Source organism: Dictyoglomus thermophilum H-6-12 (assembly GCF_000020965.1).
Taxonomy (GTDB): domain Bacteria; phylum Dictyoglomota; class Dictyoglomia; order Dictyoglomales; family Dictyoglomaceae; genus Dictyoglomus; species Dictyoglomus thermophilum.
This window is the reverse complement of sequence record NC_011297.1, coordinates 1,423,806-1,449,872: the sequence shown is the minus strand read 5'-3', so window position 1 is coordinate 1,449,872 and position 26,067 is coordinate 1,423,806. Positions and strand designations below refer to the sequence as shown.

At 33.8% G+C, this 26,067-nt stretch carries 26 protein-coding genes and 1 tRNA gene; 21 read left to right on the top strand and 6 right to left on the bottom strand.

Features of this window, described 5'->3' with window-relative positions; genetic code table 11:
* Positions 1–66: 66 nt before the first annotated feature.
* A complete protein-coding gene (locus DICTH_RS07285) occupies positions 67–732 on the bottom strand; it encodes a SagB/ThcOx family dehydrogenase (protein ID WP_012548691.1) in 666 nt (221 codons plus the stop codon).
* 40 nt (positions 733–772) lie between these two features.
* On the opposite strand from DICTH_RS07285, the gene DICTH_RS07280 reads away from it, so the two are divergent.
* Positions 773–1,120, top strand: a complete 348-nt coding sequence (locus DICTH_RS07280) for a NusG domain II-containing protein (protein ID WP_012547495.1) — start codon at positions 773–775, stop codon at positions 1,118–1,120.
* Positions 1,117–2,661 (top strand): bifunctional ADP-dependent NAD(P)H-hydrate dehydratase/NAD(P)H-hydrate epimerase, encoded by a 1,545-nt coding sequence (locus DICTH_RS07275; protein WP_012547098.1) that lies wholly within the window; start codon positions 1,117–1,119, stop codon positions 2,659–2,661. The genes DICTH_RS07280 and DICTH_RS07275 overlap by 4 nt, the downstream gene beginning before the upstream one ends.
* Here the strand turns inward: DICTH_RS07275 and DICTH_RS07270 are convergent.
* Positions 2,642–3,343, bottom strand: a complete 702-nt coding sequence (locus DICTH_RS07270) for an HAD-IIB family hydrolase (protein WP_236608259.1) — start codon at positions 3,341–3,343, stop codon at positions 2,642–2,644. The genes DICTH_RS07275 and DICTH_RS07270 overlap by 20 nt on opposite strands.
* Before the next feature lie 117 nt (positions 3,344–3,460).
* On the opposite strand from DICTH_RS07270, the gene DICTH_RS07265 reads away from it, so the two are divergent.
* Genes DICTH_RS07265 through recJ form a run of 14 tightly spaced genes read left to right on the top strand, consistent with a single transcriptional unit; the run spans position 3,461 to position 16,025 of the window.
* A complete protein-coding gene (locus DICTH_RS07265; RefSeq protein ID WP_012547549.1) occupies positions 3,461–4,210 on the top strand; it encodes a YebC/PmpR family DNA-binding transcriptional regulator in 750 nt (249 codons plus the stop codon).
* Entirely contained in the window at positions 4,211–4,687 is a 477-nt protein-coding gene (gene ruvC / locus DICTH_RS07260; RefSeq protein WP_012547027.1) for a crossover junction endodeoxyribonuclease RuvC, read from the top strand.
* Between the two features lie 2 nt (positions 4,688–4,689).
* A complete protein-coding gene (gene ruvA, locus DICTH_RS07255) occupies positions 4,690–5,271 on the top strand; it encodes a Holliday junction branch migration protein RuvA (RefSeq protein WP_012548642.1) in 582 nt (193 codons plus the stop codon).
* Positions 5,272–5,273: 2 nt separating this feature from the next.
* The gene (ruvB, locus tag DICTH_RS07250) at positions 5,274–6,272 is read left to right on the top strand and encodes a Holliday junction branch migration DNA helicase RuvB (RefSeq protein ID WP_012547779.1); all 999 of its coding nucleotides are present in this window, start codon (positions 5,274–5,276) and stop codon (positions 6,270–6,272) included.
* Positions 6,262–6,810 (top strand): epoxyqueuosine reductase QueH, encoded by a 549-nt coding sequence (locus tag DICTH_RS07245; protein ID WP_012548342.1) that lies wholly within the window; start codon positions 6,262–6,264, stop codon positions 6,808–6,810. Before ruvB ends, DICTH_RS07245 begins: the two co-directional genes overlap by 11 nt.
* Complete coding sequence (locus tag DICTH_RS07240; protein ID WP_012547521.1) at positions 6,807–7,670, top strand: diacylglycerol/lipid kinase family protein; 864 nt, start codon at positions 6,807–6,809, stop codon at positions 7,668–7,670. The genes DICTH_RS07245 and DICTH_RS07240 overlap by 4 nt, the downstream gene beginning before the upstream one ends.
* Positions 7,671–7,676: 6 nt before the next feature.
* On the top strand, positions 7,677–7,898 hold the full coding sequence (locus tag DICTH_RS07235) for a DUF2905 domain-containing protein (protein WP_012546934.1): 222 nt from the start codon (positions 7,677–7,679) through the stop codon (positions 7,896–7,898).
* A gap of 1 nt (position 7,899) precedes the next feature.
* Positions 7,900–8,991, top strand: coding sequence for a SpoIID/LytB domain-containing protein (locus DICTH_RS07230; protein ID WP_012548008.1), 1,092 nt, complete (start codon positions 7,900–7,902; stop codon positions 8,989–8,991).
* Positions 8,982–10,001, top strand: a complete 1,020-nt coding sequence (gene queA / locus DICTH_RS07225) for a tRNA preQ1(34) S-adenosylmethionine ribosyltransferase-isomerase QueA (RefSeq protein ID WP_012548608.1) — start codon at positions 8,982–8,984, stop codon at positions 9,999–10,001. Before DICTH_RS07230 ends, queA begins: the two co-directional genes overlap by 10 nt.
* A gap of 8 nt (positions 10,002–10,009) precedes the next feature.
* A complete protein-coding gene (gene tgt / locus DICTH_RS07220) occupies positions 10,010–11,176 on the top strand; it encodes a tRNA guanosine(34) transglycosylase Tgt (protein ID WP_012547762.1) in 1,167 nt (388 codons plus the stop codon).
* Positions 11,155–11,433, top strand: coding sequence for a preprotein translocase subunit YajC (gene yajC, locus DICTH_RS07215; RefSeq protein WP_012548322.1), 279 nt, complete (start codon positions 11,155–11,157; stop codon positions 11,431–11,433). The genes tgt and yajC overlap by 22 nt, the downstream gene beginning before the upstream one ends.
* Before the next feature lie 24 nt (positions 11,434–11,457).
* Complete coding sequence (gene secD / locus DICTH_RS07210; RefSeq protein WP_012547569.1) at positions 11,458–12,657, top strand: protein translocase subunit SecD; 1,200 nt, start codon at positions 11,458–11,460, stop codon at positions 12,655–12,657.
* A 17-nt stretch (positions 12,658–12,674) separates the two neighbouring features.
* Positions 12,675–13,547 (top strand): protein translocase subunit SecF, encoded by an 873-nt coding sequence (gene secF / locus DICTH_RS07205; protein ID WP_012547233.1) that lies wholly within the window; start codon positions 12,675–12,677, stop codon positions 13,545–13,547.
* Between the two features lie 3 nt (positions 13,548–13,550).
* Positions 13,551–16,025: a single-stranded-DNA-specific exonuclease RecJ gene (gene recJ / locus DICTH_RS07200; RefSeq protein ID WP_012548309.1), complete on the top strand. Its 2,475-nt coding sequence runs from the start codon at positions 13,551–13,553 to the stop codon at positions 16,023–16,025.
* On the opposite strand, the gene DICTH_RS07195 is transcribed toward recJ, so the two are convergent.
* Genes DICTH_RS07195 through DICTH_RS07185 form a run of 3 tightly spaced genes read right to left on the bottom strand, consistent with a single transcriptional unit; the run spans position 15,952 to position 19,303 of the window.
* Entirely contained in the window at positions 15,952–16,806 is an 855-nt protein-coding gene (locus DICTH_RS07195) for a tRNA (adenine-N1)-methyltransferase (RefSeq protein WP_041723296.1), read from the bottom strand. The two genes, recJ and DICTH_RS07195, sit on opposite strands and share 74 nt — an antisense overlap.
* Positions 16,803–18,545: a DNA polymerase/3'-5' exonuclease PolX gene (gene polX / locus DICTH_RS07190; RefSeq protein WP_012547901.1), complete on the bottom strand. Its 1,743-nt coding sequence runs from the start codon at positions 18,543–18,545 to the stop codon at positions 16,803–16,805. Before polX ends, DICTH_RS07195 begins: the two co-directional genes overlap by 4 nt.
* Positions 18,546–18,571: 26 nt before the next feature.
* Positions 18,572–19,303 (bottom strand): MBL fold metallo-hydrolase, encoded by a 732-nt coding sequence (locus DICTH_RS07185; RefSeq protein ID WP_012546993.1) that lies wholly within the window; start codon positions 19,301–19,303, stop codon positions 18,572–18,574.
* A gap of 120 nt (positions 19,304–19,423) precedes the next feature.
* Here DICTH_RS07185 and DICTH_RS07180 point away from each other — a divergent pair, with 120 nt between their 5' ends.
* Both DICTH_RS07180 and DICTH_RS07175 read left to right on the top strand, forming a co-directional pair.
* The gene (locus DICTH_RS07180) at positions 19,424–19,843 is read left to right on the top strand and encodes a Clp protease N-terminal domain-containing protein (RefSeq protein WP_012548081.1); all 420 of its coding nucleotides are present in this window, start codon (positions 19,424–19,426) and stop codon (positions 19,841–19,843) included.
* A gap of 42 nt (positions 19,844–19,885) precedes the next feature.
* A tRNA-Ser gene (locus DICTH_RS07175) sits at positions 19,886–19,980 on the top strand.
* A gap of 3 nt (positions 19,981–19,983) precedes the next feature.
* Here DICTH_RS07175 and DICTH_RS07170 read toward each other — a convergent pair.
* Complete coding sequence (locus tag DICTH_RS07170) at positions 19,984–20,604, bottom strand: histidine phosphatase family protein (protein ID WP_012547655.1); 621 nt, start codon at positions 20,602–20,604, stop codon at positions 19,984–19,986.
* A gap of 51 nt (positions 20,605–20,655) precedes the next feature.
* Between DICTH_RS07170 and DICTH_RS07165 the strand changes: the two genes are divergently transcribed.
* The 3 genes from DICTH_RS07165 (at position 20,656) to DICTH_RS07155 (ending at position 26,060) form a co-directional block, all read left to right on the top strand.
* A complete protein-coding gene (locus tag DICTH_RS07165; RefSeq protein WP_012547678.1) occupies positions 20,656–21,519 on the top strand; it encodes an AraC family transcriptional regulator in 864 nt (287 codons plus the stop codon).
* Between the two features lie 140 nt (positions 21,520–21,659).
* Positions 21,660–22,982, top strand: a complete 1,323-nt coding sequence (locus tag DICTH_RS07160) for an ABC transporter substrate-binding protein (protein ID WP_012548756.1) — start codon at positions 21,660–21,662, stop codon at positions 22,980–22,982.
* Positions 22,983–23,171: 189 nt separating this feature from the next.
* Positions 23,172–26,060: an extracellular solute-binding protein gene (locus DICTH_RS07155; protein WP_012547460.1), complete on the top strand. Its 2,889-nt coding sequence runs from the start codon at positions 23,172–23,174 to the stop codon at positions 26,058–26,060.
* Positions 26,061–26,067 lie beyond the last annotated feature (7 nt).

The following is a 26,067-nucleotide window of genomic DNA, read 5'->3' as shown; positions in this document are numbered from 1 at the left end:
CACCTCGGATTATATATTTTTTAAAAGAGTCTAACATTACGATTAAAAATTTGTCAACAAAGATGACTAAATCTTGCCAATAGGCATTAGATAAGTAGGGAATTCAAATTTGGGTAAGTTGAGAATTCTTTTTATTTCATCATCATCAAAAGCACCTATAGCTACGGTTCCTAAGTTTAAGGAGACACATTGTAAATAAATATTCTGAGCACAGTGACCTGTTTCTATGTAGATGTACCTTATTCCTCTTTCTCCATACCTAGCCTTTGTTTTATAAAAGGAGGCACATATTATAATCACTACGGGGGCTCTTTTTATCCATTCTTGTTTTAAGGATGCTTCGTAGAGTTCTTCTCTTTTGGAACTTTTATAGATTTGTACTATCTCATGTTTTTCTGGATTATACTTGTAAATACCACTCTCAATACCATCTACCCTTAGAACTGAGACATAAATTTCTAAAGGGTATAAGGCTCCAGCAGAAGGGCATGTCCTAAACTTATAATCAGGGTCTGATATTCCTTGGGAAGCCCAAAGTATTTGGGACAATTCTTGGAGGGTGAGAGGGTTATCTTTATAAAATCTTTTAGATCTTCTTAAAAGCAGAGCTTCCTCAATTGAAATACTACTTTTTAAAAGTGGGCTTGGTAGTTTTATGGTTTTACCATTATTAGCATAAGTAAACCTTATTAATAAAATTATTATTAAAATGAACATTGCTATCCATTCCATAGTGCATCATATTATATCAAAATTGTGATATACTTAAAACATGCTAAGGAAGTATGATATAGTAGTGATAGTGATTTTTCTTTTGCTAGCATTGTTGTTGTTTTATTTTAATTATACTAAAGGTGAAGGTACTATTCTAAAAGTTTATGTTAATAATAAAGAAGTTTTATCAAAATCTTTAATTGAAATAAAAGATGGAGATAGATTTGAGGTTAAGGGTCCTTTGGGGATAAGCATTTTTGAATATGTAAAAGGTAAAGGGGTACATATGATTTCTTCTCCTTGTCCTGATAAACTTTGTGTTAAACAGGGATTTATAAACAAAAAGGAAGAAAGCATTATTTGTCTTCCCAATAAAATAATTATTACTCTGGAGGCAAAAGAGTGAAGTTAGTAAGTTCGGAGGATATTAGAAAGTTTGAATATAGGTTAGAAAAGGATTATGGTGTACCACCCTTATTGTTAATGGAGAATGCTGCATCTTTTTTATTTAGTTTTATCAAAGAAAATTTTGATGATTTAAATAATAAAAGAATTGCCATTCTTTGTGGTCCAGGAAATAATGGGGGCGATGGGGTTGCTTTAGCAAGGTATTTGTACACAAATGGAGTTAAGAAAGTTACTATATTTTCTTATTTGTGGAATAGAAAAGTATCAGATCTTTTGAAAATTCAACTAAATCTTTTACAAAGTTTGGTTGAGATAAGGAATCTTTTACAAAACTATCTAGAGCTTAAAGAGTATGATCTAATAATTGATGGAATTTTTGGAATAGGCTTAAAAAGAGAAATTGAGGAGGATTTAAAGAGGGTCTTCAAATATATTAATGGCTTAAACAAGATGGTAATTTCTATCGATGTACCCTCAGGAATAAATTCTGATACTGGGGAGGTAATGGGGGAAGCTATAAGAGCGAACTATGTTTTGACTATGTTTCTCCCTAAGATTGGTCTTTTTGAGGTCGAAGCTGTAGATTATGTGGGAGAAGTTATTGTAGGTAATTTAGGAATTCCCAAAGAGGTTATTGAGAATATTGTGGAATCTTCTTTAAATCTTGTTGATTGGAATTTTGTAAAGGATATTATTCGTATTCCCTCCAAAAGGGTTCATAAAGGAAAAAAGGGCAGAGTACTGATTATTGGAGGGTCTTTTAAGTATACTGGAGCACCTATTCTATCTGCTCTATCAGCATTGAGAATAGGTGCAGGAATGGTTTATCTTGCGGTTCCAGAGAAAATTAATATGTTATATAGGGGAAATTATCCTGAAATCATCTATATTTCGTTAAAAGATACAGAGGGTTATATTTCTTATGATAATTTAGATTATCTCTTAAATATAGTAGAGGATTACGGTATTGATTCTATAGCTATTGGACCTGGCATAGGCATAAGTGAGGATACTAAAAAACTTGTTCAAGAATTTTTGAGAAAAGTAGATAAAAGTGTAGTGGTGGATGCAGATGCTCTTTCCTTTATAAAGGACATTCTTAAGGAGATTTCGAAAAAGAGTATAGTACTTACCCCTCATTATGGAGAGATGTCAAGGGTTACGGGAGAAAGTATAGATGTAATTATGAGAAAGAGAGTTGAATTAGGTAGGTTATTTGTAAAAGAACATCAATTAAACTTGATACTTAAAGGTCCCTATTCTTTATTTTTTGATCAAGAGGGTAATGTATATGTTAATCCTTTTGCCAATTCTTTGCTTGCAACGGCTGGCTCAGGAGATGTTCTTACAGGAATAATTGCGGGCTTAGTTGCTCAGGGGTATACTTTGAGGGAGGCTTGTATCTTGGGTAATTTTGTTCATGGATATACTTCGGTGTTATGGAAAGAGCATAAAGGTAATATTGGTTTAAAGGCTTTAGATATAGTTGAAATGATCCCCTATTCCGTAGAGGAGATTATTAGAAGAAAAAGTGTTTAAATATCTCAATTAATCCCTTTATGTCTTCCTCTTTAGCTATATAGGTTGCTATCTCTTTTATTTTAGGATGACCATTGGCAGGAGTAGCCTTGTGTTTCAATTTACTCAAGAAGGGATAGTCTCCAAGGCTGTCTCCAATTCCAAGTACCTCATCATAGGATAAATTCTTTATTTCCAATAGTACATCCATTCCTGCACCTTTATCTATGCCCTTGGGTGTGATATCAACAGCTACTGACGAATATACTAAATGAAACTCTGGAAATCTATCTTTAATAAGTTCCTGAGTGTACTCGGCAAGATCTTTTACTGAAACTCCCTTTTCTGGAAATATAGATACACATACTTCTTTCCCTGGCTCTATGTGACCTAAATTTTTAATTTTCTCTTTCAAGAATTTTTTAAGTTCATCCTTTTGCTTAAGGATCTCTTCGTTTAGCATAGGGTGGAAGATAATATCATCTTTGTCAACCAAAAATATAGTACATCCATTTTCCCCTATCGAATCTTGAAACTCTCCTATGGCTTGTAGTATCGCCTCAATATATGGTTTTGACCTGCCTGTATTCAGGGATATGGGAGGTAATTTTTTAATGTTGTCTCTTATCCATTGAAGAGAACAAAGGTCTAAAGGATATCCTTTGTCTTTTGTGATACAACCTTCTATATCTGTCAGAATCAATTTTATATCCATAGTAAGATAGTTTAATTAAAAGTGCTATTCTTGTCAAACTTAATAAAATGTTGTAGAATGCTTATGAAACATAGCAAATCTTTGACTTAAGAAGGAGGCGGAATAATGTCAGGACACTCTAAGTGGGCAAATATTAAACATAGAAAGGCAGCAGCGGATGCTAAAAAGGGTAAACTTTTCTCTCAATTGAGTAAGGAAATTATAATAGCAGCAAAACATGGTGGAGGAAATCCTGAGACTAATCCTCGTTTGAGAGCTGCCATTGAAAGGGCTAAAGAGGCAAATATGCCTAAAGAAAATATAGAGAAGGCTATAATGAGGGGAATAGGAGCTATTCCTGGGGTTGCTTATGAGGAAGTAACCTATGAGGGATATGGACCTGGCGGAGTTGCAATAATGGTAGAGGTGGTTACGGATAATAAAAATAGAACTGCGGCTGAGATAAGAAGGATATTTACTAAACATGGAGGAAGCCTTGGAGAGGCAGGCTGTGTTGCTTGGATTTTTGAGGATAAAGGGAGTATATTCATTGAAAAAGAGAGTGTAAAAGATGAAGATCAATTGATAGCGGATGCTCTTGAGGCTGGGGCTGAAGATGTGCAGATAAGCGGAGATAGTGTTGAGATTATAACAAGTCCTGAAAACTTTTCTGAGGTAAAGAATGTACTTGAGGAAAAGGGATATAAAATTACCCAAGCTGAGGTAACAAAAGTTCCTAAGAATGTAGTACCTGTAGATGGGCCCGACGCTGAAAAGGTTCTAAAACTTATGGAAGAGCTTGAAGATCATGATGATGTGCAAAAGACTTATGCTAATTTTGATATACCCGATGAAATTTTGCAGTCTCTCTCATAGATGATTGTTATAGGGTTTGATCCTGGAACAGCAATAACAGGTTATGGCATTTTGAATAAAGAGGATGACAAAATAGCTGTAATTGAGTATGGAGCTTTGACTACTCCTTCCAATTGGAGTATTGGAAGGAGATTGAATTATTTATTTGATCAAGTCTCTTCTCTTTTAGATTTATACAATCCCGATGCTGTTGTAATGGAAGAGGTTTTTTTCAATAAAAATATCAAGACTGCCATCAGTATAGGACAGGCGCAGGGTGTTATAATTCTTGCAGCTCAACAACATCAGAGGGAGGTTTCCATATTAACTCCTCTTGAGGTAAAACTCTCGGTGGTAGGTTACGGTAGGGCTACTAAAGATCAAGTACAGTATATGGTAAAAGAAGTATTGAAATTAAAAGATATTCCTAAACCAGATGATGTAGCCGATGCTTTAGCTTTATGTATTTCTTACATTTATAAACAGGAAGGTTGTTGATTTTGGTATTTTTAAACCATATCTATGGAAAACTTTTAAGGATAGCTGAAGATTTTGTTGTAGTTGATACAGGAGCTTTTGGTTTTAAGATTTATATTGGAAAGAATTTGGCTTTAAAGCTTAATGAAAAATTGGGTGATAATGTATTGCTCTATGTGGCAGAGGTTATAGAGAAAGATAATGTAAAGCTTTTTGGTTTTTTGTCTGAAGAAGAAAGAGATTTGTTTGAAAGTCTTAAAAATATTACGGGGGTTGGGGTAAAAATTGCTTTAAGGATTGTTTCTACGCTTCCTCCTAAAGAGTTTTATGAGGTGCTTGAAAAAGAAGATTTGAATACACTTTTAAATATACCTGGAATTGGAAAGAAGATTGCTCAAAAGATTTTTCTTGAAATAAAAGGTGTTATTCCTAAGAGGGTTTATAATGACGAAGAAAATGTAATAAAAAATGCTCTTTTGAATTTAGGATATGATAAGAAGGATATAGAATTGGTTATGAGAGATATAAGGAAAGAATTTAAAAGTTTAGATAATCTTGAAGAGATTATAAAGTTTGCTCTAAAGAGGTTATCTCAGGAGCCATGAAAATGAAGAAGTTTCCTAATTTTTCTATTGTACAAAGAGAGCCAGCTCTTGATAATGCTTTAAGGCCCAAAAGTTTATCGGAATTTATAGGGCAAGAAAAGATAAAAGAAAGATTAGCTTTAATAATTAATGCTGCTAAAAAAAGAGAGGAAGCCATAGACCATATTCTTTTTGTAGGACCTCCCGGCGTAGGAAAAACTACCCTTGCTTTGATAATAGCAGAAGAACAAAATACTCAGATTAAAATGATATCTGCTCCATCAATACAAAAAAGTGGTGACTTGATAGCTTTACTTACAGGGATTGAAGAGAAGGGAGTTATTTTTATAGATGAAATTCACAGATTAAGTCCTTCCTTGGAAGAAATACTTTATTCTGCTTTAGAAGACGGAAGTATAAGCATTGTGGCTGGAAAGGGTCCAGGCGGTAAAGTTTTGAGTCTAAAACTTCCCCCCTTTACCCTAATAGGTGCAACCACAAGGCCTGCATTGCTTAGTACTCCTCTGAGAGATCGTTTTGGCTTTATAGCAACTCTTGACTTTTATACTCATGAAGAGATGGTTAAGATTATTGAAAGATCCCAAAAAATTCTTGGATTAAATCTTTCCTATGAATCTATTTATGAAGTTGCTAAGAGATCAAGAGGTGTTCCCAGAATTGCAAATAGGATTTTAAAGAGGATAAAAGATTATGTTGATTTAAGGGATAATAAAAATATTGATTTAACAGAAACTAAAAAAGTTCTTGAATTAATTGGTATTGATGAAAATGGTCTTGATGAGTTAGATAGAAAGATTCTTTTTACTTTAAAAGATAAATTCTCAGGAGGACCTGTGGGGTTGAAAACTCTGGCAGCAGTTCTCAATGAGTCTCCTGAAACTATTGAGTCTATATATGAACCTTATCTTTTAAGAATTGGTTTTATTCAGAGGACTTCAAGGGGAAGAGTTATAACTCCTCTCGGTTTAGCTCATATAATGAGGTATTATCATGACCAATAAGAAAATCTTTATTCATATTTGTTGTGCTCCTTGTCTTACTTATCCTCTTAAGGTATTGAGGGAAAAAAATTTTGATGTTACAGGTTTTTGGTATAATCCTAACATTCATCCCTATACAGAATATTCAATGCGTTTAAATACTCTAAAGGATTTTGCTGAGAACCAAAATTTACCGGTAGTTTATGAAGATGACTATGCTCTTGAAGAGTTTATAAGGCAGGTAGTCTATAGAGAAAAAGAAAGATGTCCTGTGTGTTATTATATGCGTTTAAAGAAAACAGTAGAAAAAGCAAAAGAGCTTGGATTTAATCTTTTTTCTACTACAATGCTTGTGAGTCCTTATCAGAGGCACGACCTTATTAAGGATATTGCAAATTACCTTGCTAATGAATATAAGATAGAGTTTTACTATGAAGATTTCAGAGTGGGTTATAGAGAGGGAGTTAATTTGTCTAAGGAGTATGGCCTATATAGACAAAAATATTGTGGTTGTATATATAGTGAGAAAGATAGATATTATAAAGGAGGTAAAAAGTGAAATACCATATTCTTTTTAATCCAACCTCAAACCGCGGAAAAGCGGAGAAAAAATATAATGAACTTATTAAAATTCTCAATGAAGAGGAAATTGATTATACTGTTGAGTTTACTTTAGGCAAGGAAGGAACCATTAGGCAGGTGGAAGAGGCTCTGAAAAAAGGAGCAGATGTAGTGGTTGCAGCAGGTGGTGATGGTACTATAAATGAAGTGGTAAATGGTCTCAAGGGTAGAGGAATTTTAGGAATTATTCCCTTGGGAAGGGGTAACGATATTGCTATATCTTATAGAATTCCAAGAGATCTTAGAGGAGCGGTAAAATTGTTGAAGAATGGAGTTATAAGGGAAGTTGATATGGGGCTTCTTGATGGAAGATACTTTGTAGGTATTGCTGGTACTGGCTTTGTAGGAGATGTAAATTATAATTCAAATAAGTTAAACTTGACAGGATTTAAAGGTTATATAATTTCAGTTTTTACCACTTTGAAAGGCTTTAAATATCCAGAATGTGAGGTTTCCTTTGATGGGGTATCTTGGAGGGGTAGAATTACTCTTATTGCTCTTGGAAACACTTCCTATTATGGCGGAGGTATGAAATTACTTCCTAATTCTGATCCTGAGGATGGATACTTTGATATAGGTATTGTTCAAAAAATACATCCTTTAGAATTAGTAGCAACCTTTCCCTTAGTATATGTAGGAAAACATACTATAAACCCTCATATTAAAATATATAGAGGTAGAGAGGTTAAGATTGTTTCAGACCATGAACTTATAATAAGCTTTGATGGAGAAATGATTATGAGTAAGGAGATAAAATTTGTCAATGTTCCAAAGTTTCAAAAAGTAATTAGGGGGTAGATATTTATGTCTTTTATGGGGAAATGGTTGATAATTTTTGGAATCATCTTGATAATTCTTGGTTTAATCTTTGTCTTTATAGACAAGATACCTTTTTTAGGAAGACTTCCTGGAGATATAAGGATAGAGAAGAAAAATTTTGTATTCTATTTTCCAATAACCACGTCTATTCTTTTAAGTCTTCTTCTTACAATTATACTTAATATAATCCTTCGATTAAGAAAGTAGTATGTTTAGAAAAGTTGTTATTACCCTATTTTTAGTCTTTCTTTTTATTTTTATAAATAACTCTCGTTCTCAAGATATTCCTTTGATAAGAATAGGTATTGCTAAAATTGATGGAGATGCATATTTTTCAAATGTAGGGAGAATGGCTACAGATTTTCTCGACATGAAAGTTGAGGGCAAAGGTTATGTTAAGATTAAAGTGAAGAATGGATCTGGTTTTATAGAGACAAATAATGGGATTTTAGGAGTAACTTTACCTTTGAGAATTTATCCTGATGGCTATTATGTAAACTATAATTCCAATTATTATAGAGGATATTTTGAGATTCTTCCTTCAGGGTGGCTAGTAAATGTTTTGAACATAGAAGAATATCTAATGTCGGTAGTTCCTTCAGAAATGCCAGCATCTTATCCTTTAGAGGCTTTAAAAGCCCAGGCAGTAGCATCTAGAACTTATGCTTTAGTGAATAAAAGGAAGCATGGAGAATTTGATCTTTGTAACACTACCCATTGTCAAGTTTATAAAGGGATGAGGGTGGAAAATGAGAGAAGTACCAGAGCTGTTATGGAAACTATAGGTGAAGTAGTTGTTTATAATAATCAACCTATAAAGGCTTTTTTTCATTCTTCTTCTGGGGGATTCACAGAAGATTGCAAATACGTTTGGGGAGAAGATCTTCCTTATCTAAAGGGTGTTAAGGACTCCGAGGAATTACTGAATGATACTTGGAGTAGGACGGTAAATTTCTCTGAATTTATTAATAAGTTAAGTTCTGCGGATATAAACATTGGTGGAAATTTTTCTATAGAGCTTGAAAAGACAAGCTCAGGTAGGATATATATGATGTACTTTAAGAGTAGCGAAGGAATTTATTACATTAAGGGAACAACTTTTAGAAATTTATTTAACCTTCCCAGTACTTTATTTGATATAGTGATAAATGGTGATTACATAATCTTTTCAGGTAGAGGAAATGGTCATGGGGTAGGTCTTTCTCAAAAGGGAGCAAAATTTCTTGCGGAAAAAGGTTATAATTATAAAGAAATCTTAAAGTTTTATTATCAGGGAGTAGGGGTGGCAAAATGGTACTAAAATTGTCAGATTATGATTACTACTTACCAGAGGAATTAATTGCTCAGGAACCTGCTGAGCCAAGGGATACATCGCGTTTGATGTTGGTAAACCGGAAAACTGGTGAAATCAATATTACCATATTTAGGGAGATTAAAAATTATTTGAAGGCTGGAGATGTACTGGTTTTAAATAACACAAAGGTAATACCTGCAAGGCTTTATGGAAAAAAGGAGACAGGGGCGAAGATAGAGGTCTTACTTCTCAAAAAGATAGGAGAAGGAAAATATGAGGCCTTATTAAAGCCTGGCAAAAGAGCGAAGATTGGTACGAAAATACATTTCCTTGAGGATATTTATGCTGAGGTTGTAGAGAGGAATGAGGAAGGGATTTTTGTACTGAAGTTTTCTCAGGAAGATTTAGATAAGATTCTTCCAGAAATTGGGAATATACCTCTCCCTCCCTACATAAAAAAGCCTATTGATGATCCTAATAAATATCAAACTGTTTATGCTCAAAAGGAAGGTGCTGTTGCAGCTCCTACTGCTGGTCTTCACTTTACTGAAGAGCTTTTAAAAACTTTAGGGGAAATGGGTGTTGAAATTTTGTATATTACTCTCCATGTAGGGCTTGGAACTTTTAGGCCTGTAGTAGTGGAGGATATCACTAAACATAAATTAGATCCTGAGTATTTTGAGGTAAGTGACGAGGTGGCAGAAAGAATAAATAAAGCAAAAGAAGAAAGAAGAAGAGTTATAGCTGTAGGAACAACGGTAACAAGAGTGTTAGAGGCTCAAGGAAGATCTGGTAAGGTAGAACCTGGATCTGGTCTTGTAGATCTTTTTATATATCCCGGATTTGAGTTTAAGATAATAGATGGATTGATAACTAACTTTCATCTTCCTAAGTCCACTTTACTTATGCTTGTGGCTGCCTTTATGGGGTATGATCTTATGAAAAAGGCTTATAACAAAGCTATTGAGGAGAGAATGAGATTTTATAGTTTTGGGGATGCTATGTTTATCTATTGAGGTGGAAAATGAGTTTTGAAGTTATCCAAAGAGATAAAAATACAAGAGCAAGATTAGGTAGACTTAAGACTTTTCATGGAGAAGTTAATACTCCTGTTTTTATGCCTGTAGGCACCCAAGGAGCAGTAAAAACCCTTTCTCCAGAGGAAGTAGAAGAGGTTGGGGCAGAAATAATCCTTTCTAATACATATCATCTTTTCTTAAGACCAGGTCAAGAGATTATTAAAAAGGGTGGTGGACTTCATAGATTTATAGGTTGGGATAAACCCATTCTTACCGATAGTGGAGGATATCAGGTATTTAGTCTTGCAAGATTAAGAAAGATTGAAGAGGATGGTATATATTTTAACTCTCACATTGATGGAAGTCAGTATTTTTTTACCCCTGAACTTGTTATGGAGGTGCAGAAGGCTCTTGGGTCTGATATTATAATGCCTTTAGATATATGTCTAGGATACGGAGCTTCTTATTGGGAAACCAAAGAGGCTCTTGAGATTACTCTGAGATGGCTTAAAAGGAGTATAGATTACAAAAAGAATAATAATATGGAGACTCAACTCCTTTTTGGAATTATTCAAGGTGGATTTTATAGAGAGTTGAGAAAAGAGGCAGTTGAAAGAATGCTTGATATGGAACTTCCAGGTTTTGCTCTTGGGGGAATAAGCGTAGGAGAACCAAAAGATAAAATGTATGAGATAACAGATTATACAGTGAGTTTGCTTCCTGAAGAAAAACCAAGATATCTCATGGGAGTTGGAGCTCCAGAGGATTTAGTGATGGGAGTTTCTATGGGGATAGATATGTTTGATTGTGTCTTACCTACAAGACTTGCGAGGCATGGTGTTTTTTACACTAAAACAGGGAGAAGGAATATAAAAAATGCACAATATAAAGAGGATTTTTCTCCTCTTGAGGAAGATTGTGATTGTTATACGTGTAGGAGATTCACTAAGGCCTACATTAGGCATTTATTTTTGCAGCATGAGACTTTTTCTTATAGACTTTTAACTATTCATAATCTAAGATTTCTTTTTAGATTAATGGAGGATGTTAGAAGAAGTATTAGGGAAGGGAGGTTGGAGGAATTTAAGAAAGAGTTTTTAACTCAGTACTTGGCAAATGATCGAGAAAATAGATTGGAGAAGGAGGAAGTATGGAACAGGCTGTTAATCTAATAAGTATAATTTTGGTTTGGGGAGTATTTTTAGCTGTTTTTTATTTTATTCTAGTTATTCCTCAAAAGAGAGAGGCAAAAAGAAGACAAGAAATGCTCGACTCTTTGAAGGTTGGAGATAAGATTGTTACAAAGGGGGGATTGATAGGGCAGATAGTTGCAATTAATAAGCAGAAAAAAACTATACAAGTTGCTTTTGCAAAAGGTGTTGTTTTTGAGATGCTTCTCGAAGGTGTTGCTTATCCTTTGAAAGATTAAAGAGAAAGGAGAGATGGAAGATTTATGAATATAAGACCAGAAATTAAAACAGCCTTTATAGTAGTTCTCTTAGGAATTGCTATATGGGTGCTTCTTACTGTCCCATTTAGATATGGTTTGGATATAAGAGGCGGTATAAGGGTAACTTTACAGTGTCAAAAGGCTGAAGGAGTAGAAATTACTGATGATGCTGTAAGAAGGACTATAGAGGTTATAAGAAATCGTATAGATCAGTTGGGAGTTACCGAACCTTCCATATATAAAGAAGGAAGTGACAAAATTGTAGTGGAGCTTCCTGGTATAAAAGATCCAGAAAGGGCTCTTGAAATTATAGGACAGACTGCTCTTTTAGAATTTAAGGATGAAACAGGAAAGACTATTCTTACAGGTTCTGCCCTTAAAAGCGCTAAGGTTGAGTTTGATCAAGTAGGGCAACCTATGGTAAGGGTAGAAATGAATCCTGAAGGAGCAAAAATTTTTGCAGATTTTACCTCCAAGAATGTAGGAAAACAGGTATTTATAGTACTTGATGGAAAAGTGATATCAAATCCTGTAATTAAAGAACCTATAACTGAAGGAACAGGAGTAATTACAGGTAGATTTACTATTGATGAGGCTCAGAAGCTTGCAATTCTTTTGAGAGCAGGTGCTCTTCCTGTACCTGTAAAAGTGATAGAAAATAGGACTATTGATCCTACTCTTGGTAAAGATACTATGGAGGCTGCATATAAGGCAGGAGTTATTGGAGCTATTCTTGTAGTAATATTTATGATACTCGTATTTAGATTTTTAGGTTTAGTAGCGGATATAGCATTATTGATTTATGTGATTCTTGATCTTGCTGTGTTGAAGTTACTGAATGCTACTTTGACTCTTCCTGGTATTGCAGGAATTATCCTCTCAATCGGTATGGCCGTTGATGCAAATTGTCTAATATTTACAAGAATGAGAGAAGAATATGCACAGAAGAAGACTCCTATGGCTTCTCTTGATGCTGGTTTTAGAAATGCCTTGAGAGCTATTATTGATAGTAACGTAACTACTATACTTGCGGCGTTGATTTTATTCTATTTTGGGACGGGTCCTATAAGAGGTTTTGCTGTGACATTATCTCTTGGTGTAGCTCTTTCAATGTTCACTCAGATAGTTGTGACACGTACTCTTCTTGAAAATTTGTTGTCTTTACCTGTTTTTAAGAAGGCTACGAAGTTTTTGGGCTTATAAGGAAGGGAGGAAGATTTGTGAAAAAAGAAATTAATTTTTTGGGTAAAAAGGTAAGAAGAACATTTATGTTATTATCCCTTATCTTCATCATTGTTGGAATATACTTCTTCTTTACTAAGGGTTTAAATTATAGTATTGATTTCCAAAGTGGTAGTGTAGTTTACTATAAACTCTCATCTCCTTTGAGCACTTCTCAAATTTCAACCTTGAGAGACATTGCTAAAAGGTTCTATGATAAATCTACCATCCAAACTGGATCAAATGGAAAAGAAGTATGGATAAGAACTAAGTTTTTGGAAGAAGATGAGCTTAAGAAGTTAACTTCTGAAGTAGAGAGAGTAGTTGGTAAGTATGAAGGCAGAGAAATAACCACTATTGAGCCTACTATAAGTAAAGAGCTAAGGGAAAAAGCTATTTTGGCTTCGGTTCTTGCAATAATAGTTATGCTGGTTTACATAACTATAAGATTTAGATTTGATTTTGCTATTTCTGCTATTATAAATGAAGCTTTTGTTTTACTTGCTACTATTTCCATTTTTGCTATATCTCAGTGGGAAGTTAGCCCGTCTTTTATTGCTGCAATTCTTACCTTACTTGGATATGCCATTAATGATAACATAATAGTCTTTGACAGGATAAGAGAAAATCTTAAAAAATATCCTAAAGAAGATTTTACAGTTCTTGCTAATAGAAGTATTAACCAGACCTTAGCAAGAACTATATATACGATATTAACTACATTGCTTGCAATTACTCCTCTCTTATTCTGGGGCGGTGTAGTCTTAAGACCTTTTATTCTTGCTATATATCTTGGGATAATAATTGGAACTTACTCTACTATTTATATTGCTTCTGCTATACTTTGTGAGTGGAGAGAGCTACAGAAATAGAATATGAGAAGGTGGATTCTCCTTTTTGAGGAAAACAAAGGGCAAGAGGAGGTTTTTGCAAAAGAAATTGGAGTATCACCTCTTCTTGCCCGTCTCCTTTTGAATAGGGGAATAAAAGATTCTTTACAGGCAAAGAGATTCTTAAATCCTAAGATAGAGGACTTATATGACCCATTTTTATACTTTCCTGATTTAGAAAAAGCAATGAATTTTCTTGTCAAGCTTAGAGATTCAAAAAGAAAAGTACTTATATTTGGAGATTACGATGTAGATGGTATAACGGCTACAACTATAATGTATAGAGTTTTATCTAATTGGGGATGGGATGTAAGTTTTTATATACCTCACAGGTTGGAAGAGGGTTATGGATTAAAGGAGAAAAGTATTAAGAAAGCTCTTTCTCAAAATGAGTTTGTAAGTCTTTTAATTACTGTGGATTGTGGAATTAAAAGCAGAAAAGAGATTGAATATTTAAGGAAAAATGGTGTAGAGGTTATTGTGACGGATCACCATATACCTGAGGAAGGAAACATCCCAGAAGCCCTACTTGTATTTAATCCTTATTTAAATAATTACCCTTATCCATATATGGCAGGTGTTGGGGTTGCCTTTAAATTCTTAAAAGCTTTAGGAGATTTTATAGGTAAAGATATTTATGAAGAAAAGGGTATATTGGAGTTGGTAACCTTAGGAACCTTAGGAGATTTAATGGAACTTAAAGATGAAAATAGAATCTTAGTTAAATTTGGTCTTGAAAAATTCTTAAATCCCGACTTAGTAGGGATCAAAACTCTCATCAGAAAGGTAGGGCTTGATAAAAATACTATTATAAATACAAAGGATGTCATCTTTAATATAACGCCGAGAATAAATTCCATAGGTAGGTTTAAAGAGGTAGAAGAAGCAATTAGACTGCTCCTTACAGATAATGTAGAAGAGGCAGAAATACTTTGTGAAAAGCTTGATGAATTTAACAGGAAGAGGAGAGAAGAGGTAGAGAGGGTTTATGAAATAGCAAAGGAAATGTTGAGAGAGGAAGAGATAGAGAATAATAAGGCAGTATTTTTATATAATCCTTTGTGGGGAAGGGATGTGGGAGGGGTAATGGGAATTGTTGCTTCTATGCTTGTGGAGGAATATAACGTACCCTTCTTTCTGGGTAGGAAGGAAGGAGATTTTGTCGTTTTTTCTGGAAGAGGAGTAGAAGATGTAAATTTATTTGACTTTATATCTAATTTGTCAAGCTACTTGGTAAATTTTGGTGGACACAGAGGCGCAGTTGGTTTTTCCCTATTCGAAAAAGATTATGAAATTTTTAAGATTAATGCAATAAAGCTTGCAAATGAACTTTGGAAAGACGTGGATTTTACTCCAAAAGTTAAAATAGATGCTGAGATATCTTTGGATAAGATTAAAAGTGAGAATATTGGTAAATTTCTCTCTGAACTTGATTTACTTCCTCCCTTTGGACCGGGCAATGAGGAGCCAAGGTTTAAGATAAGTTCAACAGTTATTGCTTATTTTGAAAAAATGGGTAATGGGGGAAGATATAAGATTAAAATTGGGGATATCTCTGGGAAAGTTTTATCAACTCCTATTTTCTCTATTGGTATTGAGGAAGATGCTTTTAAGGAATCTCCTCAAACGTTAGATATTATTTTGAGAATAGAGAAGGAAGGATATCAGGGAAGAGAGTATTTTAACTTCTACTTAGAAGAGTGGAGAGAGGCTGAAAAAGCAATAAAGGAAACTAAAAGAGAAAAAACAAAGGCAATTCTCTATTTCCTCGAAAATGAATCCGAAAAGGACTTTCTTATAGATGAAGTTAAAAAGAGAGGCAAAGAGTATATTATTGTCTCTCCTGGGTGGAATAGATTTTATTGGAACGAAGAGACTATATCTCCTTGGGAGCTTAAAACAAAGCCTCTGGAAAAAGATAAGATTGTTATATGGGATGATGCAGAATGGTTTTTAGATGAGAAATTTTCCACAGAGTTTTTAAAATTAGTAAAGACTATAAATAATCCTACTATTTTCCTCTCTAACCTTAAAAAGGAGGATAGAAGACTAAGTTTGTCAGATTTGCTTGGTATTAAAAATTTAAGAATTCCTAAAAGATCTTTTAATCCTGCTTTTGTTGATGCACGCTTTTCTAAGAGTAGGGAAAAAGATCTACAGTTTTTTGAAGGAAAAGATGTATATTTTTATCCCGATAAGATGCCATTAAGAGTATATAAGTATTTAATCTTTCTTAAGCCACCGTTAATGGAAGTTGAATTTTTAAAGTGGTCAAAGTTTGGACAAAATATAATTCTTTTATTTGGAAAAGAAGATTTTGTGTATAGTTACAAAAAAGTTCAAGAGATTGCAATGGATCTTTTAAAAGAAGAGAGGAATTTCTTTATTACTCAATCTCATAATTTTCTTCTATTTCTTCAGAAGGCAAAACCATCGGAGATATACTCTCTTCTTGTGTAATTATTTTTCTTGCTATTGTCAAAAATGCAGTATGAGCTACCATTCTGTGAAAAGGCCTTACAGATAAACCCTCAATTTGCCATGGCCTAAGGAGAGTTTCAATGGTTTCTATTAATACAAAAGATTTTGTGGTCTTTAGAGCTTCAACGGTTTTTTGAGCTTGAATTATGGTAGGGGTATAGGCTAAGAATATTCCTCCTGGTCTTAAAGCCTTTAAGACTTTATCAATAGCTCTCCATGGTTCTGGTAAGTCCAAAATTATCCTGTCTATATTTTCGTCTTCAATTTCCTCATAAATGTCTTTCAATCTTAATATATGGTTTTCTCTTCTTCCTAAAAAATTTTCTATATTAGCTAAGGCTCTCTTAGCAAAATCTTCTCTTATCTCGTAAGATATTACCGTACCTGTTTCACCTACAGCTTGGAGAAGAGCAATAGTTAGAGCTCCTGATCCGATTCCTGCCTCAAGAACTCTTGCTCCAGGATAGATATCTGCAAAGACTAATATGGTTGCTATGTCTTTAGGATAAATTATTTGAGCACCACGAGGCATCTCAAGAATAAAATCTGAGTAAGTAGGTCTTAGTACAAGAAGGTTTGCCCCTTGAGAGGATTTTACAATGCTTCCCTCTTCTATTCCTATGATATCCTCATGTTTTATATATCCTTTGTGAAAATGAAATACTTTTTCTCTCTCAACTTGTATTAGGTATCTTTTTTTGTTATCTAAGAGGATAATCCATTCGCCTTCTGAGATTTTTCCTTTTCTCCGTATTTTCATTTCTGGTTTTTATATCTCTTTAGTTTAGTTTTTGCCTCTTCCCAGGGATAGGTATTTATAACATCTTCTTTTTTGAGCCAGGCTCTTCTTGCCACAGCTATTCCATATTTTATTAGTGAATAACTTCTAATATCATGGCTGTCAGTGCCAATTGAAAGATATATTCCGTATTTTTCTCTTGCTATTTTGGCATCTATGTCACAAAGATCAAGTCTATCAGGTTGGGCATTTATTTCTAAAACTGTTCCTGTTTCTTTTGCCCAGTAGAGAATAGCTGGCAAGTCTACTTCATAAGCAGGTCTTTTATTTATCAATCTTCCTGTAGGGTGGCTTATAATATCAACCCATGGATTTTTAATAGCAGAAATAAGTCTTTCTGTAATCTTTTCTTTGGGTTGTTTAAAGCCTGAATGGAGTCCTGCAATAACAAGATCAAATTTTTTTAGTACTTCTTCGGGAAGATCAATAGCACCATCACTTAATATATTTGCCTCAATACTATGGAGAATTTTGAAATCTCTATATTTTTTATTCAATTCTTGAATTCTTAGTCTTTGTTTTTCAATCTGTTCAGGAGTTAAGCCTCCTGCAACTCCTAAAGCTTGGCTATGATCTGAAATTACCACATATTTATATCCAAGTCTATAGGCAGTTTCCACCATTTCTTCAAGGGTATTAGCTCCATCACTCCAATCAGTATGTACATGCATATCTCCTAAGATGTCTTTTTCTTCTATGAGTTCTGGCAGTTTTCCTTCCATCGCAGCTTCGATCTCACCTTGATCTTCTCTTAATTCTGGAGGTATATATTGAAGACCAAGGATCTCATATACCTCTTCTTCTTTTTCTCCTCCTATTTTTCTGTTGTCACTTATTCTAAAAACTCCATATTCGTTTATCTTTAATCCTTTCTTTATAGCTAATTCTCTTAATTTTATATTGTGCTGTTTTGAGCCTGTAAAATATTGCAATGCGGCTCCAAAAGAACTTTTGTCTACCACTCTAAAATCAACTTGAATTCCTGGTTCGACAATGATACTAGTTTTAGTGGTTCCTGCAGCAAGGATATTTCTTAGAATTGGAAGATTCTTTAAAACCTGATTTACTTTATCCATGTCTGAGGTTGTGATCAATATATCTATATCACCTATGGTTTCTTTTCTTCTTCTTAAACTTCCAGCAGGGACTATATTTTCTATGAAGGGATATTGGGATAAATAATTTACAATTTCTTCAGTAAGTGGTAGAGCTACTCCTAAAGGTATTCTTTCAGGCACATTTTGTTTTTCTCTATATTCTTTTATAGCTTCTAAGATGTTTTGCTCAACTTTAGGTCCTAACCTAGGTAATAATCTTATTTTCCCTTCTCTTGCTGCTTTTTCCAGAGAATCAATGTCTTTTATTCCAAGCTCAGTATATAATCTATAAGCAAGTTTAGGACCAATGCCAGGTATTTTTAGAAGTTCAAGAATTTCTGGTGGAATTTCTCTTCTTAATTCTTCTAAATATGTTACTTTACCTGTAGTAAGATATTCCTTGATTTTTTGTCCAATGCTTTCTCCAATGCCTTTGATTTGATATAACTTGCCTTGTTTAAATAATTTTTCTATATCTTCGGGAAGATTTTCTATTCTTCTTGCAGCCTCCTGATAGGCTGCAATTTTATATTTATTCTCTCCTTTTATTTCAAGGAGAGTTGCTATTTCATCTAAAATTTGAGCAACTTCCTTATTTTTCATGGCTTTATTATACCATAACAGTAAAGCTATTTATAATTTAATATCCAGATCTCTGTTTTATTAGGTAAATCTCTTGGAGATAGCTTGATGTTGTTGGTGTTTAGGCTTACGATTTTAAAATCTTTTTCTGCTTCTTTCAGGAAATTAGAAAGGGGTAGTATTGGCCAGTCTTTTGTATATTCTGTTTTATAGTGTATAGGTATTACTACTTTAGGGCTTATCTCTTTTATTGTCGTAATTACATCTTTTATATCTAAAGTAAAAAATCCTCCTACAGGAATGAATAAGAGGTCTACATTTTTGAGTTTTGATAGCTCCTCTTTGTTCAGAAGGTGCCCTATATCTCCCATATGAACTATTTTTAACCCATCTCCTTCTATAACGATGATACTGTTTTTACCTCTTTGAGAACCCTTCGAGTTGTCATGATATACAGGAATATTCCAGATTTTGATCCCTTTGGTCTCCCTATTTATTATATTCCAGTCCTTTCCATTATTTTTAGTTCCTACGATTATCTCAACTTTTTTGTTTAAAAAATTTGGATTAAAATGGTCTGGATGCTCATGAGTACTTATTATCAAATCTGCGTCAGTGGAGGAGATAGGATAGTTTGAAGAGAAGGGATCTATTATTATGGAATATTGATTTTCGAAAGACAATTTTATGCATGCATGTCCATAATAGTTAATTTCTAAGGCTAAGCTAATGCTGTATAGGATACTTAAAATCAAAAATATAAAAACTATCTTCTTCATTATTCCTTCCCCCCTAATAGTTTTTTTATTATTATATACCTAATTCACATATACTTGTAATTATTTTCAAAATATTATAAAATAATCCAAAACTTGATGGGTTGAGGGGAGGATATTTCCATGAAGACTCTTAAATTTAGGTCTGAGTCTATTATTTCAAGTGCTGAAGAATTAGTACTGAGTTTTAGTTCTCCTTCTATGGATGCAGAGCATTTACTTCTTAGTATAATTAACGATAAAAACAATGGGGCATGTAAGATTCTGAAGAAGATTGGAATTGATCTGGGAAGGATAAAAGCAGAATTGGAAAGGGAACTAAAAGCTCAAAAAACTAATCAATATGACCTTTCTCCTATAAGTCAAAAAGTCTTTAAAATTCTTGATTATGCACAGAGTTTTGCAAAAGAAATGGGAAAGGAAATAATTGATGCAGAGCATCTTCTTTTAGGAATACTTAAAGAGAGTACCTCTTTTGCCTCAAAACTACTCCTTGATAACGGTGTAAGCATCGAGAAGGTATTAAAAGAAATAAAAAGTTGATATTGCTTATAAATTAATTCCTTGGTATAATTTTTTTTGCTTGGAGAGGTGGCCGAGTCGGTTTAAGGCAGCCGCCTGCTAAGCGGTTGTACGGGCTAAAACCCGTACCGTGGGTTCGAATCCCACCCTCTCCGCCATCATCAAAAGTATGAAAAAATCTCATCAGGATATAGATAATTGAGTCTCACAAGTATAAATCTATTATCTTTGATCTTGAAGTGAGTTATAGAACATGAACTTATGGTGATCTTTCCAAATCCCAAGTGGGGAAGATCTAAAAAGACGTATAGTGCTGCTCTTATTATCGCTCCATGGGTAAAGATTGCTATTTTATGATCTTTGTGATGTTCTAAGATATACTTTTTCTCAATGGATAACCTTTCGTAAGCTTCTTTGAAGCTTTCGCCTTTTGGAATTTTTCCCTTTTCAGTATGATAAAGCCATAGATCTCTTTCTATAGGATATTTTTCATGTACTTCTTTTACAGTTAGGCCTTCCCATTCACCAAAATTAAATTCTATCCAGTTTTCTCGAATTAAGATTTCTTTATTTAGCTTTTTAGATAGGGGAATCGCCGTTTCAATAGCTCTTTTTAGGGGACTTGAATATATATAGTCAAAATTTTCTTTAGCAAGATATTTTGATAATAATTCGGCTTGGTTTTTCCCCTTGGAATTTAGGGGAATATCAGTTCTACCTTGAAATTTAGCCTCTTTATTCCAATCTGTTTCTCCATGTCTTATTAAGTATATTTCACCCATGTCGTATTAATTTTAGCAAAATAATTTTAAATTTTTGTTATAATTTTAATTATGAGAGTAAGAAAGAAAGAATTAATAGAATCGGATGTATCTCACGGAACTCCAGATTTTCCATTATTTGTTCATGAGGACATTTTCGTATATAGAAATGGAGTTGTAAATCCTCATTGGCATAATGAATTTGAGATTTTATATATGGAGAGGGGAATAGGTAAGTTTTATGTAGATGGGTATGAGTACAAATTGAATGAGGGAGAGTATCTTTTTGTAAATTCAGGCTCAATACATTCAGGTTTGGAGATGATTAAAAGGAGCATAGGGTACGCTATCGTGTTTGATTTAAGGCTGCTTTATTCGGAGGAACCTGATTATTGTAAACATGAGTATTTTTTACCTCTTATAAATAAGAGATATCATATTCCTTCAAATCTTAATGATGAACATATAAGAAATGATATTTGTAGAATAATAGAAGTTTTTAAGGAAAAGAGTTATGGATATGAGCTTTATATAAAGAGTCTCTTATTTGACATATTCTGGAGAGTTTTTAAGTATTATGCTGAAAGACGAAATCAAGATGGAAGGCTTGGATATAAGATTGAGAGGATTAAAGATGTTCTTAACTATATAAATCAAAATTACAACAAAAACTTATCTCTTGATGAGCTTAGCAGACAGGTTGATATGAGTAAATTTTATTTGTGTAGACTTTTTAAAGAATCTTTGAGGATGAGTCCAGTGGAGTATATAAATAAAGTGAGAGTTGATAAAGCCATGGAGCTTCTTATAAATACCGATATGAGTGTTTCGGAGATAGCTTTTGAATGCGGATTTGATAATATAAGTTATTTTATAAAGGTTTTTAAAAAATATATGCATACAACTCCCTTAAAATTTAGAAAACAAAATCTTTAATTTGACTCTCTTTTAAATCGAGCAAGATTTTTTTATTTTTAACCAAAATAATATTAGATTTTAAAGTTTTATTAAGACTACAATATAAGTGAAGTTCTACGATTCTTTAAGGTAATAAGTAAAAGAAAGGGGGCAAATAAATGAAAAAGATTTTGCTATCCTTGATTTTAATTTCTCTTTTTGTTTTGACATCTATAATTCCCTCCTTCGCACAAAAAATATATACCTTTAAAGTAGGAAAATACACATTTAATATCGATACCCAAAAGTATAGAGGCAAAACCATATATGTATGGCAATTCTGGCCTGAGGATGACACAGCTTTACCAGGTACTCGATCTCCAAAACAGGTGAGAGAAGAGTTTGAAAAGATTACAGGAGCAAAGGTAAAAATAGTTTATACTACTTGGGAAAATTATAGACCGAAATTGAGCGCAGCTATTCTTTCTGGTTCTGGAGCTGACGTAGTATACATAGGAGCAGGAGAAAAACCTACTTGGATGATGAAGAAGATGCTTCTTCCATTAGATAGATATATTGATTTTAAGAATAAAGATCTTTGGGAAACAGTTGGTTTCAGAGAAAGTACGTTATCTTTTTATAAATGGAGAGGGCAGATTTATGCGGTAACAAACATTTACAATGATAATGTATTTCCCTACATACTTTATTACAACAAAGAGAAATTTGAGATGGCAGGACTTCCTGATCCTCTCGAGTTATATAAGCAAGGGAAGTGGACCTGGGAGACCTTTTTCAACTTAGGCAAGCAACTTACACAAGATACCAATGGTGATGGAAAGATAGACCAATATGCTTATGCTACTTGGGCGGTAGTACAGCCCTTCTTGTATACTAATGATGTGCAGGTGGTTAAGTATATAGGTGGTAAGCCTGTTTTTGCTATGGATGATCCGAAAGCCTATAAAGCATTTCAGGCTGTGTATGAGATGGATGCAAAATATAAGATGAGACCTTCTGATTGGTGGAATGATCCTCAAGGGAGATTCCAAAAAGGTATTACCTGTATGGATTATTGGGGACCTTGGGAGCTTTCTGGGATGAGAAATGCTCTTGGTAAAAAATTAGGGATAGTCCCATTCCCTAAAGGTCCTGATAGCAAGAAGAAGAGTGCAGATATGGCCGATGACGGTGCTTGGGCTATAGCTTCTTCCTCTAAGGATCCAGAACTTGCTGCTTTGTATCTTTTGTGGATGTTGACACCCACTGATAAAGAAAAAGAAATAATTGTAAAATCGCAGATAGAAAGGGTAGGCGGAAAAGAAATTTATGATATCCTAATGGATGCTGCCACTAGAGCTCAAATAGATCCAATATCTGGTATTCCTGGCTTCTGGGATTTGATTAACCAGATTGATGTGGCAAATCCTGCGAAATCTATAAAGGCATTAAAGCCTAAATTCCAAGCTGCTATTGATGCAATTTTAGAGGGTCTTAAATAATTGAAAAAAATAGGGGAAAGGTTATTGCCTTTCCCCTATTTTTATATTAAAATTGTGTTAAAAATGAATTGAATGGGAGTTAAGATTGGAAAAAGCTATGAAACTGGTTTTAAAAATAATGGAATTTTATTATCTTTTTATGTACTTTTTCTTTAAAATTGCATCAAATTAGAATTGGAGGTTGTTTAAGTGTTAATTTTTGAAAAAATTTTGAAACTAGTTTTAAGGTTTATTTCTCTATTACTCTTTATATTGTTATTAATTACAAACCTAAACTTCGCTCAAAATTCTCTGGTTAATTTGAATGTTATCTTTGAACTTATAAGTAAGGAGAATTCATATGAGACTTATATCTCAAGATTCTATGACAAGAAAAGACCAAATCTAACTTTAATTATTAATGCAATAAATTACTCTAATTTTTCTAAAGATATGGATCTTAAAAAACTTACAAATTTAACTCAGGATAAGCATCCAGTCTTATATACAGGGGAAAATGGTTTTGTAGAATGGACCTTTAATATCGAAGAAGAGGGATTGTACAACATTGCTGTGAAATACTATCCCATAACTGGGAAAAACTCAGCTATAGAAAGAGAAATCATGATTGATGGCAAAAGGCCTTTTAACGAAGTAAGGATTGTAAGATTTGAAAGAATATGGAAGGATGCTGGAGATCCATTAAAAGATAATAGAGGAAATGAGTTAAGACCATTACAGATAGAGTCTCCCATGTGGGTTGAAAAGGTTATCGATGATGCTGAAGGCTTATATTCTGAACCTTTTCTTTTCTATTTTACAAAAGGGAAGCATACTTTGAGATTTATTTCAGTAAAAGAGCCAATGGTTATAGATTATATTAAGATTTTCAATCTCAAAGATATTCCGTCTTATAGTGAAATAATTAGTACTTACAACAAAGAAGATCTAAAAAGGAGTGTAAAAAATATAATTGTGAAGATTCAGGGAGAGAAAGCCTATTTAAAGTCTGAGCCCACTCTCTATCCCATATACGATATGAGTAATCCTCTTAATGAACCTTATAGTTCTCGAAATAAACTTTTGAACATAATAGGAGGGTATAATTGGCGATCTTCTGGACAGTGGATTGAGTGGAAATTTACCGTTCCAGAGGATGGTTTTTATAAAATTGGTTTTAAATTTAGGCAAAATGCAAATCCTGGAATACCTTCTGAGAGGACTCTTTATATAGATGGAAGGATTCCTTTTAAGGAAGTAAGGAATATAAAATTCAAATATGATACTAAATGGCAGTTTAAGTATCTAGGAAATGGGAAGGACGAATATCTTTTTTATTTAACAAAGGGTGAACATACTCTTAGGCTTAAAGTTACTTATGAGAGCATAGCAGAAGTTATAAGAAATATTCTACAATGCTCTATAGATTTGTCTCAATTGTATACTAAGATTGTAATGATCACTTCTCCTAATCCTGATCCCTACAGAGATTATCTTTTAGAGCAAAGTATTCCAGATCTTATTCCTACTTTAGAGAGAAATGCAAAGATATTGAAGGAAAATGCTGAAAAATTAAAGATTATTGGAGGGGAGAAAGTTAGTGAAGCAGCAACTCTTGAGAGAGTTGCTATTCAACTTGAGGGAATGGCTAAGGAGCCAGAGACTATTGCTCAGAGATTACAACGATATAGAGATAACCTATCTGCCCTTTCTGCGTGGGTACTTGCCATTAGAGAACAACCTTTAGACATTGATTATATAATCGTGGCTTCTCCTGATGCAAGGTCTCCTAGAGTAAATCCAAATATTTTTGAAGGAATTTGGGATGGAGTAAAAAAGTTTTTCTATTCTTTCTTAGAAGACTACAACATGATAGGTACAGTATATGAGAAGGATAAGGCAATAAATGTATGGGTTCAGATGGGTAGAGATCAGGCAGAAACTTTAAAAATGCTTATAGATACTGATTTTACTCCTAAAACAGGAATAGGGGTTAACCTAAACATTATAACTACCGAAGCAGCTTTACTTTTTTCTGTGGCCTCAAGGGAAAATCCTCCTGATGTAGCTTTAAATGTACCGAGGGGACTTGCTGTAGATTATGGTATAAGAGGAGCTCTTGTGGATATTTCAAAGTTGCCTGGCTTTGAGAATGTGAAGAAGTGTTTTGCCCCTTATGCTCTTGTCCCTTATAGCTTTGGAGGAAAGGTTTATGGTTTACCTATGACTCAAGATTTTCCTATAATGTTTTACAGAGCTGATATATTAGGCCGTTTGAATATTGAGGTTCCGAATACTTGGGATGAATTATATAAGACTATTGCAAAATTACAAAGTTATAATCTGCAGTTTGCAGCTGGGACGGGTGGTACAAGCTTTGACATATTCAATATGCTTCTTCTTCAAAGGGGTGGAAGATACTATACTGAAGATGGCAAAAGGTGCATCCTTAATAATGAAGAAGGGGTAACAGCTTTCAAAGAATGGACCAATTTATATGTACTTTATGGAATTCCCCTTTATTATGATTTCTTCAACCGTTTTAGAACAGGAGAGATGCCTTTAGGAATTGGACCTTATACTATGTATAACCAATTTAAAGTTGCTGCTCCTGAGATAAGTGGGCTTTGGGGGATTGCTCCTGTTCCAGGAAGAAGGAAGAGTGATGGCTCTATTGATAGAAGTGTAGCTGGTGGGGGTAATGCTATCTTAATCTTTTCTCAGACAAAAAAGTTGAAAGAGGCTTGGGAGTTTGTAAAATGGTGGGTTTCAACAGATGTTCAGGCAAGATTTGGCAGAGAGCTTGAGGCGGTTTTGGGGGCTGGTGCAAGGTATAATACCGCTAACATAGAAGCTATGAGTTATCTGCCCTGGCCTTCTTCAGATTACAAAATACTTTCAACCCAATGGAGATATCTAAAGGAGATTCCTAATGTTCCTGGAAGTTATTATGTATCGAGGCATTTAGATAATGCTTTCAGAGAAGTAGTTATGCTTGGTGAAATTCCAAGAGAAGCTATAGAGAAATATACTAGAGAGATTAATAAAGAAATTGATAGGAAGAGAGAAGAATTTGGTTTAGAACTTGCAAAAGAATGATTTTTGG

Coding starts and splice junctions, on each gene's coding strand:
- DICTH_RS07265 (WP_012547549.1), top strand. CDS start 3,461: ATGTCAGGACACTCTAAGTGGGCAAATATTAAACATAGAAAGGCAGCA.
- recJ (WP_012548309.1), top strand. CDS start 13,551: ATGAGAAGGTGGATTCTCCTTTTTGAGGAAAACAAAGGGCAAGAGGAG.
- queA (WP_012548608.1), top strand. CDS start 8,982: ATGGTACTAAAATTGTCAGATTATGATTACTACTTACCAGAGGAATTA.
- DICTH_RS07185 (WP_012546993.1), bottom strand. CDS start 19,303: ATGAAGAAGATAGTTTTTATATTTTTGATTTTAAGTATCCTATACAGC.
- tgt (WP_012547762.1), top strand. CDS start 10,010: ATGAGTTTTGAAGTTATCCAAAGAGATAAAAATACAAGAGCAAGATTA.
- ruvC (WP_012547027.1), top strand. CDS start 4,211: ATGATTGTTATAGGGTTTGATCCTGGAACAGCAATAACAGGTTATGGC.
- DICTH_RS07280 (WP_012547495.1), top strand. CDS start 773: ATGCTAAGGAAGTATGATATAGTAGTGATAGTGATTTTTCTTTTGCTA.
- DICTH_RS07180 (WP_012548081.1), top strand. CDS start 19,424: ATGAAGACTCTTAAATTTAGGTCTGAGTCTATTATTTCAAGTGCTGAA.
- yajC (WP_012548322.1), top strand. CDS start 11,155: ATGGAACAGGCTGTTAATCTAATAAGTATAATTTTGGTTTGGGGAGTA.
- DICTH_RS07160 (WP_012548756.1), top strand. CDS start 21,660: ATGAAAAAGATTTTGCTATCCTTGATTTTAATTTCTCTTTTTGTTTTG.
- DICTH_RS07170 (WP_012547655.1), bottom strand. CDS start 20,604: ATGGGTGAAATATACTTAATAAGACATGGAGAAACAGATTGGAATAAA.
- DICTH_RS07230 (WP_012548008.1), top strand. CDS start 7,900: ATGTTTAGAAAAGTTGTTATTACCCTATTTTTAGTCTTTCTTTTTATT.
- DICTH_RS07235 (WP_012546934.1), top strand. CDS start 7,677: ATGTCTTTTATGGGGAAATGGTTGATAATTTTTGGAATCATCTTGATA.
- polX (WP_012547901.1), bottom strand. CDS start 18,545: ATGAAAAATAAGGAAGTTGCTCAAATTTTAGATGAAATAGCAACTCTC.
- DICTH_RS07165 (WP_012547678.1), top strand. CDS start 20,656: ATGAGAGTAAGAAAGAAAGAATTAATAGAATCGGATGTATCTCACGGA.
- ruvB (WP_012547779.1), top strand. CDS start 5,274: ATGAAGAAGTTTCCTAATTTTTCTATTGTACAAAGAGAGCCAGCTCTT.
- DICTH_RS07285 (WP_012548691.1), bottom strand. CDS start 732: ATGGAATGGATAGCAATGTTCATTTTAATAATAATTTTATTAATAAGG.
- secD (WP_012547569.1), top strand. CDS start 11,458: ATGAATATAAGACCAGAAATTAAAACAGCCTTTATAGTAGTTCTCTTA.
- DICTH_RS07195 (WP_041723296.1), bottom strand. CDS start 16,806: ATGAAAATACGGAGAAAAGGAAAAATCTCAGAAGGCGAATGGATTATC.
- DICTH_RS07245 (WP_012548342.1), top strand. CDS start 6,262: ATGACCAATAAGAAAATCTTTATTCATATTTGTTGTGCTCCTTGTCTT.